9 protein-coding genes are annotated in these 11,885 nt (G+C 68.1%); 1 reads left to right on the forward strand and 8 read right to left on the reverse strand.

All coding sequences use genetic code 11. The features are described from left to right. Positions 1-59: 59 nt before the first annotated feature. The 8 genes from ACWPXK_RS14615 to ACWPXK_RS14650 all read right to left on the reverse strand — a co-directional run bounded on the left by ACWPXK_RS14615 (position 60) and on the right by ACWPXK_RS14650 (position 8,657). A complete protein-coding gene (locus ACWPXK_RS14615) occupies positions 60-1,133 on the reverse strand; it encodes a ferrochelatase (RefSeq protein WP_454196656.1) in 1,074 nt (357 codons plus the stop codon). A gap of 11 nt (positions 1,134-1,144) precedes the next feature. Then, positions 1,145-1,981, reverse strand: a complete 837-nt coding sequence (gene inhA / locus ACWPXK_RS14620; protein ID WP_454196657.1) for an NADH-dependent enoyl-ACP reductase InhA — start codon at positions 1,979-1,981, stop codon at positions 1,145-1,147. Positions 1,982-2,062: 81 nt separating this feature from the next. Further along, positions 2,063-2,779, reverse strand: coding sequence for a 3-oxoacyl-ACP reductase FabG1 (gene fabG1 / locus ACWPXK_RS14625; RefSeq protein ID WP_364322377.1), 717 nt, complete (start codon positions 2,777-2,779; stop codon positions 2,063-2,065). A gap of 155 nt (positions 2,780-2,934) precedes the next feature. Next, the gene (locus tag ACWPXK_RS14630) at positions 2,935-3,936 is read right to left on the reverse strand and encodes a VWA domain-containing protein (RefSeq protein WP_454196658.1); all 1,002 of its coding nucleotides are present in this window, start codon (positions 3,934-3,936) and stop codon (positions 2,935-2,937) included. Continuing rightward, entirely contained in the window at positions 3,933-4,883 is a 951-nt protein-coding gene (locus ACWPXK_RS14635) for a DUF58 domain-containing protein (protein ID WP_454197043.1), read from the reverse strand. Before ACWPXK_RS14635 ends, ACWPXK_RS14630 begins: the two co-directional genes overlap by 4 nt. A 32-nt stretch (positions 4,884-4,915) precedes the next feature. Continuing rightward, a complete protein-coding gene (locus ACWPXK_RS14640; protein WP_454196659.1) occupies positions 4,916-6,100 on the reverse strand; it encodes an AAA family ATPase in 1,185 nt (394 codons plus the stop codon). A gap of 136 nt (positions 6,101-6,236) precedes the next feature. Next, positions 6,237-7,655 (reverse strand): NlpC/P60 family protein, encoded by a 1,419-nt coding sequence (locus tag ACWPXK_RS14645; RefSeq protein ID WP_454196660.1) that lies wholly within the window; start codon positions 7,653-7,655, stop codon positions 6,237-6,239. A 426-nt stretch (positions 7,656-8,081) separates the two neighbouring features. Then, positions 8,082-8,657, reverse strand: a complete 576-nt coding sequence (locus tag ACWPXK_RS14650) for an Rv1476 family membrane protein (protein WP_454196661.1) — start codon at positions 8,655-8,657, stop codon at positions 8,082-8,084. Between the two features lie 287 nt (positions 8,658-8,944). Between ACWPXK_RS14650 and acnA the strand changes: the two genes are divergently transcribed. Continuing rightward, positions 8,945-11,761, forward strand: a complete 2,817-nt coding sequence (gene acnA, locus ACWPXK_RS14655; protein ID WP_454196662.1) for an aconitate hydratase AcnA — start codon at positions 8,945-8,947, stop codon at positions 11,759-11,761. The last annotated feature ends 124 nt before the right edge of the window (positions 11,762-11,885 follow it).

The following is an 11,885-nucleotide window of genomic DNA, read 5'->3' on the forward strand; positions in this document are numbered from 1 at the left end:
AGGTATGAGTTCGTTGATCGGTCTCAGGCGCAGATGGATGCTATCGCGCGTACTCGGCGTCAATTCCCAGCACTGGGACGACGATTCGGAGCACAGCAGCCGGGCGCGCACGGGGCGCCGTTGCGCGTGCAGCCGTATCCGGGGACGCCGCCGAGCCGACGGGGTTCGGTATCGCCCAAGTGCTCGGAGACCAATTCGACGACCAGCTTCGCGAACCGGGGATCGGCGCCGGGCGTAGCAACCCGCGAAAACCCCATGCCGAGTTCGGCGGCCTTCTGCGCGGCCTCGTTGTCGAGATCCCAGATGACCTCGAGATGATCGGAGACGAAGCCGACCGGACAGACGAGGACGGCTTCGACACCCTTGGCGGCGAGGTCGTCCAGATGGTCGACGATGTCCGGCTCCAGCCACGGCACCTGCGGCGGACCGGAACGAGACTGCCAGACCAGGTCGTAGTCGGGGAAACCGGTTGCCGCGGCGCACAATCGGGCGGCCTCGGCGACCTGACGGCTGTAGAGCCTGCCGCCGTCGGGCGGCGGGCCCGCGGCGGCGTCGGCGGACACCGGAACCGAATGAGCGGTGAACACCAGTCGCGCTCCGGCACGCTGGTCGACCGGAAGCCGCTCACGCGCAATACGAATCGCGTCGGCGAATGCCTCGATGAGCAGGGGGTGGTCGAAGTACTGGCGCAGTTTCACCAGTTCCGGCGCGCTGTCACCGAAAGCCGCACGCGCCCGTGCGATGTCCTCGTGATACTGCAGGCAGCCGGAGTACCCACCCCACGCCGAGGTCGGGAACACCAGCGCGGAGCCGACACCGTCGGCGGCCATCCGCGCGACGGTGTCCTCCACCATGGGATGCCAATTCCGGTTGCCGAAATAGACCGGCAGATCCAGCCCCGCCGCGGCCAATTCGGCCGCTACCGCCGTGATGATGTCCCGGTTGAGCGCGTTGATCGGGGAAACGCCGCCGAAGTGCAGGTAGTGCTCGGCGACCGCGTCCAGGCGCTCGCGCGGCACTCCCCTGCCCCGGGTGACGTTCTCCAGGAACGGCATCACGTCCTCGGGCCGTTCCGGACCGCCGAAGGACAGCAGCAGCAGCGCGTCGACGGCCCGGACCACGGTGTCTCCCATCGAATCGGAGCTCAGTTGATCGCCATGTTCTCCGGGAACCAGGTGTTGTGGCTGGCTCCACCGTCGACGTAGATGATCGAACCGGTTGTCCCCGGCAGCCAGTCCGACAGCAGCGCGACGATCGACTTCGCCACCACCGTGGGATCGTCGACGTCCCAGCCGATCGGCGACGCGCCGTCCCAGTAGGTGTTGAGCTGGTTGAGCTTGGCGGCGTCGTCGGTCGCGGTGCCCGCGATCGCCTTGGCGGCCAGCGTCTTGATCGGACCGGCGGCGATCAGGTTGGAGCGGATCTTCTTGGCGGTGCCCACTTCCCGCGCCACATACCGGTTCACCGACTCCAGCGCCGCCTTGGCCACGCCCATCCAGTTGTAGTACGGCATCGCGGTGCGCGGATCGAAGTCCATGCCCACGATGGAGCCGCCCTCGTTCATCACCGGCAGCACCGCGCGCGACAGCGACGCGTAGCTCCACGCCGAGATCTCGAACGCCTTCGCGGCGTCCGGTCCCGGACCGTCGAGGAACGGCCGAGCCTCCGGCCCCATCAGGGTGCGGGGCGCGAACGCGATCGAGTGCAGCACCCCGTCGATTCCCTCGGGCGCCAGTTCCCGCAGCTTGTCGGCCAGCCCGGCGAGATCCTCCTCGCTGGTGACGTCGAGCCCGATGGCAGGCGGGACCTCCTGGGGCAGGCGCTTGGCGATCCGATCGATCAGTCGCAGCCGCTCCGGGATGCCGGTGATGACCACCTTCGCGCCCTGCTCCTGCGCGACCGCCGCCGCGTGGAACGCGATCGACGAATCGGTGATGATGCCGGTGACCAGAATGGTCTTGCCTTCGAGCAGTCCGCCCATGTGTTCTCGGTTCTCCTGAAATCTCGGATGGTGAGTTGGCTGCGGGCGGCCGGGACCGGCCGCGCTACGCATTCGGTCCGGTCAGTGGCCCATACCCATACCGCCGTCGACCGGGATCACGGCGCCGGAAACGTAGCCGGAATCCTCGGACGCCAGGAAGCTCACTACGGCCGCAATGTCTTCCGGCTGGCCCAGCCGCTGCAAGGGGATGAACTTCTTGGCCATATCGCGCATGTCGTCGGGCAGGCCCGCGGTCATGTCGGTCTCGATGAAGCCCGGGGCGACGACATTGGCGGTGATCGAGCGCGAGCCGAGTTCACGGGTGATCGAGCGCGCCAGACCGATCACACCGGCCTTGGACGAAGCGTAGTTGATCTGGCCGGCTTGGCCGCTGAGGCCGACGACCGAGCCGAGGAAGATCATCCGGCCCCAGCGCGCCCGCAGCATCGCACGGTTTGCCCGCTTGGCGCAGCGGAACGCACCGGTCAGGTTGGCGTCGAGCACCCGGGTGAACTGCTCTTCGGTCATCCGCATCAGCAGCGTGTCGTCGGTGATGCCCGCGTTGGCCACGAGCACCTCGACCGGACCCTGGTGCGCCTCGACCTCGGCGAACGCAGCATCCACCGACTCGCTGTCGGTCACATCGCATTTCACACCGAACAAACCGTCCGGCACTCCGGACCCACGATGCGTGACGGCCACCTTGTGACCGTCGGCAAGCAGACGCTGCGCGACCGCGAGACCGATGCCGCGATTACCGCCGGTCACCAGGACCGACCGGGATGTGATGTTCGACATGGGGTTCAACCTACCTGGTCGTATAGATCGGTCATGACAGGGCCGCCACGTTCGTCGAACCGATACTCGCACCAGGTGGTGTTGGTGAATCGGCACAACGTCAGCCCGAGTCGAAGCGAGGCCTGCTGGGTGGTACGGGCACTCGGCTCGTAGCGCTAGGGCAGCCGCTGACGGTACAGCAGGCCGATGACGATTCCCGCGGCGATGACCAGCAGTCCGAGCAGCAGCCACGGACGGCTGGCGTCGCCTCTGGTCAGCTCGTAACCGATCTGCTGCTCCAAGGTGTCGTAGACCCTGGTCAGCTCCTGCAAGGACGACGCGGAGTAGAACTCTCCGCTGGACAGCCGAGCGAGTTCGCGCATGGCGTCGTCGTCCACCGGCACCCGCACCTGCTCGCGGCTGCCGTCCTCGCGGGGAATCTCGACGACGCCCCAACTGGTACCGAACGAAATCGTCGAGATCGGGACGTTCTTGGTCTTCGCGAGCCGGGCGGCGACGAACTCGTGCCGCGGATTGTCCACGTCCTCGAACGCGGGCACGGTCTGCTTTCCGTCCGACATCAGGACGATCCGGGCCGGTGGCGGTTCCTGGGCTCCACCGAGAACCGTGGCCAGCGTGTCGATCGCCTGCAGCGCGGTGAGAATGCCTTCGCCCGTCGCGGTGCGCTCGGCGAGCCGCACGTTGTCGATCGCGGCTTTGACCGCTTCATGGTTCGTGGTGGGTGACACCATCACCGAGGCGGTGCCGGCGAAGGTGACGAAACCGATGTTCACCCCCTCCGGCAGGCCGTCGACGAACTCCTTACCGGCCTTCTTCGCGACCTGAATCCGGCTCGGCGCCACGTCGGTCGCCTCCATCGACAGCGACACGTCCATCACCAGCATGACGGTGGCGCGGTTGCGCGGCACCTTCTTGACCGCCGTCGGCCCCGCCGCGGCGACGGTGAGAAACACCAGGCCGACCAGCAGAAGCGCGACGGCGACGTGCCGGAACGGGCTCGGCCGGGAGGGAGCGACCTTCTCCAGCAACTCCATGTTGGTGAACGTCAGCATGTGCTTGCGCCGGTTGCGCTGCACCAGGACGTAGCCGAGCGCGATCAACGCGATGACGGCGAGGAATCCGAGCCAGATCTGCGCGGTGAAATGCGAAATACTCACTGACGTGGCACCCGCCCGGTCGGGGCGCCGAAGCTGTGGCGCCGGGTGGACACGAACCGGACCACGTCGGCGATCCAGTCCCGATCGGTTTGCAGGGTGAGCACCGGAGCGCCGCAGCTGCGCAGGGCCTGTTCGACCTGCAGGCGGTGGCGCTGCGCGGCCGCCGCGAAATCGGCGCGCAGGGTGGGCGTCATGCTGAACTCGCGGGTGCGCCCGGTCTCCGGGTCGTGCAGCACGACGTCGCCGATGTCGGGCAGCGACAGGTCGCGCGGGTCGAGCACCTCGACCGCGAGCAGGTCGTGCCTGGCGGAGATGGCGCGCAGCGAGCGCTGCCAGTCGATGTCACCCAGGAAGTCGCTGATGATCACCGCGAGCCCGCGTTTGCGCTGCGGGCGGCGCAGCGATTCGATGCCGCCGCGCAGGTCGCCGCGGACGCCGTCACGCGCGTGGGGGGTGGTCGCGATGCTGCGCAGCAACGACTGCGCGTGCAGGCGCCCGCCGCGTGCCGGGATGCGGACCAACCGCTCGCCGGTCGCGACGACCGCACCGATCCGGTTGCCGCCGCCCCTGGTCAGATGCGTGATGGCAGCCGCGGCGGCGATGGCGAGATCGCGCTTCTGGCACGAAGCGGTGCCGAAGTCGAGGCTGGCCGACAGGTCGACCACCATCCAGGTCTCCAGCTCCCGGTCGGCGATCATCTGCCGCACGTGCGGATGGGTGGTGCGGGCGGTGACCGACCAATCCATCTGGCGCACATCGTCGCCCGGCTGGTACACCCGCGCCTCGCCCGGCTCGGAGCCGGGTCCCGGAATGAGCCCGAGGTGATCACCGTGTAGCACGCCGTCGAGCCTGCGGCGCACGGTGAGCTCGAGAGTCTTCAGCGCGACCGTGAGCCGGGGGTCGGTCAGCTCCCCTGCGTGGAAGGATGGTGGTGCGTGCGACGACATCGGCACTGGCGCGACCGGATCCGAGGCCGAGGTCACTTCGGCGGGATGGTGCCCGCGGGCTGCGACGGCTGCCCGTTCGGCGGCTGGGGCACGGCTTGCTGCTGCGGCGACGGCGGCTGCGGAATCTGCTGCTGCGGCGCACCCTGCGAGGCGGAGGGTGTGCCAGGCGCGACTGCCTGCGGCGCGACCTGCGGCAGGCCGACCGTCTGCAGCACGCGCTTGATCACGTCCTCCGGGCTGACCTCGTCGGCGAGCGCGTCGTAGGACAGCACCAGACGGTGCCGCAGCACGTCCGGAATCACCTCGACGACATCCTGCGGCACCACATAGTCGCGGCCGCGGATCAGCGCGACGGCACGGGCCGCGGCGATGATCCCGAGGCTGGCGCGCGGCGACGCGCCGTAGGAGATCCAGCTGGCGACGTCCTGCATGCCGAAGTCGGCCGGCGTGCGGGTCGCCGTGATCACCCGGACCACGTAATCCACCAGGGCGTGGTGGACGAAGGTGTTGGCCGCGACTTTCTGCAGGCGGATCAGGTCTTCCGGTTCCAGGATCCGGCCCGCCTCCGGCGGGGTCACGCCCATCCGGTAGATGATCTCGCGCTCCTCTTCCACGGAGGGGTAGTCGACGAGGAGCTTGAACAGGAAGCGGTCGCGCTGCGCCTCGGGCAGCGGGTACACGCCCTCGCTCTCGATCGGGTTCTGCGTCGCCATGACCAGGAAGGGATCCGGCATCGGATAGGTCTTGCCGCCGATCGACACGTGCCGCTCGGCCATCACCTCGAGCAGTGCCGACTGCACCTTGGCCGGCGCGCGGTTGATCTCGTCGGCGAGCACGAAGTTCGCGACGACCGGGCCGAGCTCGGTGTCGAATTCCTCGCGGCCCTGCCGGTAGATGCGGGTACCGATGAGGTCGGTGGGCACCAGGTCGGGCGTGAACTGGACGCGCGCGAACGAACCGCCGACCACCGTGGCGAAGGTCTCCACGGCCAGGGTCTTCGCGATACCGGGAACGCCTTCGAGCAGCACGTGACCACGCGCGAGCACACCGACCAGCAGACGTTCGACCAGGCGGTCCTGGCCCACGATCACCCGCTTGACCTCGTAGATCGCCTTCTCCAGGGTCTGGACGTCACGCTCGAGGGTGCTGGGCGCTGAGGCCGGCGCATCCTTCGCCAGATTCGCCCCGCTCACACCGTCCGTCGAAGTCACCAACATCCCCGCTTTCGCCTTGGTCCTGTGCGTGCTGCCACAACTATTCCAGGTAATCACGGCCTGTGCCGCAACGGGACCCGACATGATGGGAATTCGACGAGCCCCCGGCTCCGCTGCGACACCCGGAATGTCCGATATGTCAGGAGACTATGCGCACCGCGTAGGGCATGAGTCCGCTTTCGCGGACCGGGGACACCTTCACCACATCGCCGGACTCGGGTGCCTCGACCATCTTGCCGTCCCCGAGATACAGCGCGACGTGCTGGCTGCCGTTCGGACCCCAGAACAGCATGTCGCCGCGTTCTCGCTCACCGACCGGCACCCTGGTCCCCGCGTTGTACTGGTAGCCGCTGTAGTGCGGCAGCGAAACCCCGATACCCGCGAACGCGTAGACCATCAGACCCGAGCAATCGAAGCCGACCTTGTTGTAGTCGCCGTGGCTATCGGCGACGCCGCCGTCGCGGATGCCGAGCGTAGGCCCGCCCTCGTCGCCGCCGCCCCAGGCATAGGTGACGCCCAGCTGCGACATCGCCCGGTCGACCACGATCTCGATCGCCGCCGAACCACCGACCGACGGCGAGCCCGGTCGTGGCGCGCTCCGGCGCGGCGGCGGCGCGTCCTCCAACTGGGTGTGCGGGCGCTTTCCGGTGCCGAGCTGGGCGGCGCGGTCCCGGGCGGCCTGATCACCGGCCGCGCGGGCGGCGGCGGCCGCCGCGGCCGCGTGCACGGCCGCCTCCTCGACCTTGCGCTGCGCGTCCCAGACCAGGAAGGCGTCACGCTGGTCCCGCAGACCGGCCACGTTATGGCGGGCCTGATCCAGCCTGCCCTGCGCGTCCTGGCGCCTGCGCAGCAGGTCGTCGCGCTGCGCGGCCTGGTGGGCGAGTTCGGCCTTTGCCGCGGCGACCGCGTTCTCCGCGTCGGTCTTGCGTGCCGCCGCGACTGCCGCGGCGGCATCGGCGGCCGACTTCGCCTGCCTGGCAGCGGAATTCTTGTTGCCCTGATCGATCTGAGCGCGGCGCAGGCCGTCGAGCACCTGCTGCCGGTTCTTGGAGACCAGCTCCAGCAGCTGGGCGCGGTCGAGCGCGGCCGCGGGGGTGGCGGCCGCGAGGTAGGTGATCATCGAATCGGAGCCGGGCCGCGTGTAGACCTGGGTGGCGAACTGGTCGAAGTTGTGCCGTGCTCGGCCGACGTGCGCTCCGGCGTCGGCCAGTGCGCGCTGGGTATCGACGACCACCACGGCCGCCGCGTCGGCGGCATCCCGCGCGTTCTGCAGGTCGACCAGCGCCCGGTTGACGTCTTCCCTGCGCTGCGCGACCACGTCGTCGAGTTGCCGCAGTTGGTGGTCGGCGGTGGCGACCTGGTTGATGAGCGTGCCCACCTCGGCGACCCCGGCGTCGACGTGGGCGCCGGCCTGGGCGATCTGCGCGTCGCTGGGATTTGGCGGAGGGGGCGGCACAGCGGCGACCGGTCCGGTGGTGACCACCGTGGCGACCGCTATCAGCAATCCCATAGCGACCCATAGCGGGCGCCGGTCGGCTAGCTCGCCGTTGTTGCGCATCACACCTCCCATGGACCGGATTCCGGTAATGCCTCACGGGCATCAGGCGAACCATGACGCACTGTGGTCGACAGATGGCCTCTGGAAACACATATTCCCCATAACGGACCATTCGAACCGTATGACACATAAGTCACTTGAACAACACCAGTAACACGACTGGCCATCGGCGATCAGCGATTGCTATAAGTTTGCTGAACTCGCTGGATTCTTCCGCCGGATAGAACAGACCAACCGGACGGAAAGTTAGCTAGTGAGATACTGGCGTCCGGATTGCCACCGAGTGGGGCGCATCGCAGCCTTCGTGTGAGCGAAGACCGCGCCAGGAGTCCCAGCCGGTCGAGAGTGATACCGCGGGCGATGCCACGCGGCCGAGGGCCGATCGCAGGAGAGACCGGCCGAGAAGAGCGGAAGCGCCGCGCGGCGCTAGACGGCGCGAACGTCCGGTGACTCGCCTACCCGGTCGGCGGCGACGTGCCGGTCTTCCCGCGCCCGGCGGGCTTTGATCCAGCACAGCCCGGCGATGAACGCCAGCGTCCCGGCCAGCAGGGTGCAGGTGATGGCGGTCCAGGAGACCGGTTCCGGCGATTCGAGACGGGCCGCGAAAATGCTCGCCGCCTCGCCGGTGTCGCCGTGCCGGTACTTCGCGGCGTCCTCGGCCCATTCCAGCCGCACCCGGCTGATCGTGTCGCTGTAGGTGCCGATCCAGTCGTCGCTGAAGACGACGACGGTGCCGTGCTGCGTCTTACCCACTTCGGTGGCCAGGTCCCGTAGGCTCGAGTCGTGTCCTGGATTGCCGGGGACGACCACGATGCTCAGCGGGATTCCATGGGATCGCGCTTCCGCGGCGATGGCCGCCAGTTCGGCCTCATCCTTGCCGGTCAGCGTCGCGACGTGATCATCGGCCAGATCGGCGTTGAGCGAGCGCACGGTGTCGGTGGTGAGGTTCGGCGGCAATTCCGCGGCCATGGGGGTGAAAACCGAGGTGTGCGGGGCGGTCATCTTCCATCCGGTCTGTCGAGCCGCATCGGCAACCGAAGCGACAGGCATCCAACACTGCAGGGTCGAGCGAGGTCCCCCTTGCTGGCTCGAAAGCACAGTACGCGACGGAGTGTCGCATCACCGGCCCACGGCACGCCCAACCGGCCCCCTGGTACTTCACAGGACAAGCGTACTGTTAAGGTCGTACCGCGAGGACCCGGCGCCCCAGCGGCGCCGGAGCACCTCCGAAGACTCGGTCGCCGGCACAGCCCCGTCGGCGGCCACCCTCACAGACGAGTGGAGCTGACGTGACGACAAGTATCGATACTTTCGGCGCCAAGGGCACCCTCGAGGTCGGTAGCAACTCCTACGAGATCTTCCGCCTCTCCGCCGTGCCCGGCACCGAGAAACTCCCCTACGCACTGAAGGTCCTCGCGGAGAACCTGCTCCGCACCGAGGACGGCGCGAACATCACCGCTGATCACATTCGCGCGATTGCGAACTGGGACCCGTCGGCGCAACCGAACACCGAGATCCAGTTCACGCCTGCCCGCGTGATCATGCAGGACTTCACCGGCGTGCCGTGCATCGTCGACCTGGCCACCATGCGCGAGGCCGTGGCCACCCTCGGCGGCGACCCGGACAAGGTGAACCCGCTCGCCCCCGCCGAGATGGTCATCGACCACTCCGTCATCATCGACGTGTTCGGCCGCGCGGACGCCTTCGAGCGCAACGTCGACATCGAATACCAGCGCAACGGTGAGCGCTACCAGTTCCTGCGCTGGGGCCAGACCGCTTTCGACGACTTCAAGGTCGTCCCGCCGAGCACCGGCATCGTGCACCAGGTCAACATCGAGCACCTGGCGCGCGTCGTCATGGTCCGCAACGGTCAGGCCTACCCCGACACCTGCGTCGGCACCGACTCGCACACCACGATGGTCAACGGCCTCGGCGTGCTCGGCTGGGGCGTCGGCGGTATCGAGGCCGAGGCGGCCATGCTCGGCCAGCCCGTCTCGATGCTGATCCCGCGGGTGGTCGGCTTCAAGCTGACCGGTGAGATCAACCCGGGCGTCACGGCGACCGATGTCGTCCTCACCGTCACCGACATGCTGCGCAAGCACGGTGTGGTCGGCAAGTTCGTCGAGTTCTACGGCAAGGGCGTGGCCGAGGTGCCGCTGGCCAACCGCGCCACCCTGGGCAACATGAGCCCGGAATTCGGCTCGACCGCCGCGATCTTCCCGATCGATGACGTGACCGTCGACTACCTGCGCCTCACCGGCCGTTCCGACGAGCAGGTCGCGCTGGTCGAGGCGTACGCCAAGGAGCAGGGCCTCTGGCACGACGCCGACTCCGAGCCCGCCTACTCCGAGTACCTCGAGCTGGATCTGAGCACCGTGGTGCCGTCCATCGCGGGCCCGAAGCGTCCGCAGGACCGCATCCTGCTGTCGGAGTCCAAGATCGCCTTCCGCAAGGACATCCACAACTACACCAGCGACGAGGTCAGCGGCCCTGCCGCCAGCACGCCGCACTCGCACCTGGACGAGGCCATCGAGGAGTCGTTCCCGGCCAGCGATCCGGCCGTGCTGTCCTTCGCCGACGACGACGCCGTCCTGGTGTCGGCGGCCAACGGCGCCGAGGGCCGTCCATCCAAGCCGGTCAAGGTGAGCACCGAGGAGTACGGCGACTTCGTGCTCGACCACGGCGCGGTGGTGGTCGCCTCGATCACCTCCTGCACCAACACCTCCAACCCGTCGGTCATGCTCGGCGCGGCGCTGCTGGCCCGCAACGCGGTGGAGAAGGGCCTGACCCGCAAGCCGTGGGTGAAGACGTCCATGGCGCCGGGCTCGCAGGTCGTCAACGGCTACTACGAGAAGGCCGGCCTGTGGCCGTACCTGGACAAGCTGGGCTTCAACCTGGTCGCGTTCGGTTGCGCCACCTGCATCGGCAACACCGGTCCGCTGCCGGAGGAGATCTCCAAGGCGGTCAACGACAACGACCTCACCGTCACCGCGGTGCTCTCCGGCAACCGCAACTTCGAGGGCCGCATCTCCCCCGACGTGAAGATGAACTACCTGGCCTCGCCGCCGCTGGTCATCGCCTACGCGCTCGCCGGAACCATGGACTTCGACTTCGAGCACGACGCGCTCGGCCAGGACCAGGACGGCAACGACGTCTTCCTGAAGGACATCTGGCCTTCGCCGCAGGAGATCCAGGAGACCATCGACCGGGTCATCTCCCGCGACATGTTCCTCGAGGACTACAAGGACGTCTTCCGCGGCGACGAGCGCTGGCGCAGCCTGCCCACGCCGGAGGGCAAGACCTTCGAGTGGGCCGAGGAGTCCACCTACGTGCGCAAGCCCCCGTACTTCGAGGGCATGCCGCAGACCCCGGAGCCGGTCACCGACATCACGGGCGCCCGAGTGCTCGCGCTGCTCGGCGACTCGGTCACCACCGACCACATCTCGCCGGCGGGCAACATCAAGCCGGGCACCCCGGCCGCCCAGTACCTGGAGGCCAACGGCGTCGAGCGCAAGGACTACAACTCCTATGGCTCGCGTCGCGGCAACCACGAGGTGATGATCCGCGGCACCTTCGCCAACATCCGGCTGCGCAACCAGCTGCTCGACGACGTCTCGGGTGGCTACACCCGCGACTTCACCCAGCCGGGCGGCCCGCAGGCGTTCATCTACGACGCGTCGCAGAACTACCAGGCCGCGGGCATCCCGCTGGTCGTGCTCGGTGGCAAGGAGTACGGCTCGGGCTCGTCACGTGACTGGGCCGCCAAGGGCACCCGGCTGCTGGGCGTGAAGGCCGTCATCACCGAGTCGTTCGAGCGCATTCACCGCTCCAACCTCATCGGCATGGGCGTCATCCCGCTGCAGTTCCCGGCGGGTGAGTCGGCCGCGTCGCTGAAGCTGGACGGCACGGAGACCTTCGACATCGAGGGCATCACCAAGCTGAACGAGGGTGTCACCCCGAAGACCCTGAAGGTCACCGCCACCAAGGAGAATGGTGACAAGATCACCTTCGACGCGGTCGTGCGGATCGACACCCCCGGTGAGGCCGATTACTACCGCAACGGCGGCATCCTGCAGTACGTGCTGCGCAACATGATTCGCGGCTGAACTGTGTTCCGCCGACGGTAGGAACCGTCGCAGAAGGGTCCGCGCACCGCATCCGCGGTGCGCGGACCTCTCCACATTCCGCTTCGCGCCGCACCGCGCACCCACGCGCGATGCCCGCTTCCCC

It is taken from the genome of Nocardia sp. Marseille-Q1738 (assembly GCF_965283145.1).

Coding starts and splice junctions, on each gene's coding strand:
- ACWPXK_RS14615 (WP_454196656.1), bottom strand. CDS start 1,133: ATGGGAGACACCGTGGTCCGGGCCGTCGACGCGCTGCTGCTGCTGTCC.
- inhA (WP_454196657.1), bottom strand. CDS start 1,981: ATGGGCGGACTGCTCGAAGGCAAGACCATTCTGGTCACCGGCATCATC.
- fabG1 (WP_364322377.1), bottom strand. CDS start 2,779: ATGTCGAACATCACATCCCGGTCGGTCCTGGTGACCGGCGGTAATCGC.
- ACWPXK_RS14635 (WP_454197043.1), bottom strand. CDS start 4,883: ATGTCGTCGCACGCACCACCATCCTTCCACGCAGGGGAGCTGACCGAC.
- ACWPXK_RS14640 (WP_454196659.1), bottom strand. CDS start 6,100: ATGTTGGTGACTTCGACGGACGGTGTGAGCGGGGCGAATCTGGCGAAG.
- ACWPXK_RS14645 (WP_454196660.1), bottom strand. CDS start 7,655: ATGCGCAACAACGGCGAGCTAGCCGACCGGCGCCCGCTATGGGTCGCT.
- ACWPXK_RS14650 (WP_454196661.1), bottom strand. CDS start 8,657: ATGACCGCCCCGCACACCTCGGTTTTCACCCCCATGGCCGCGGAATTG.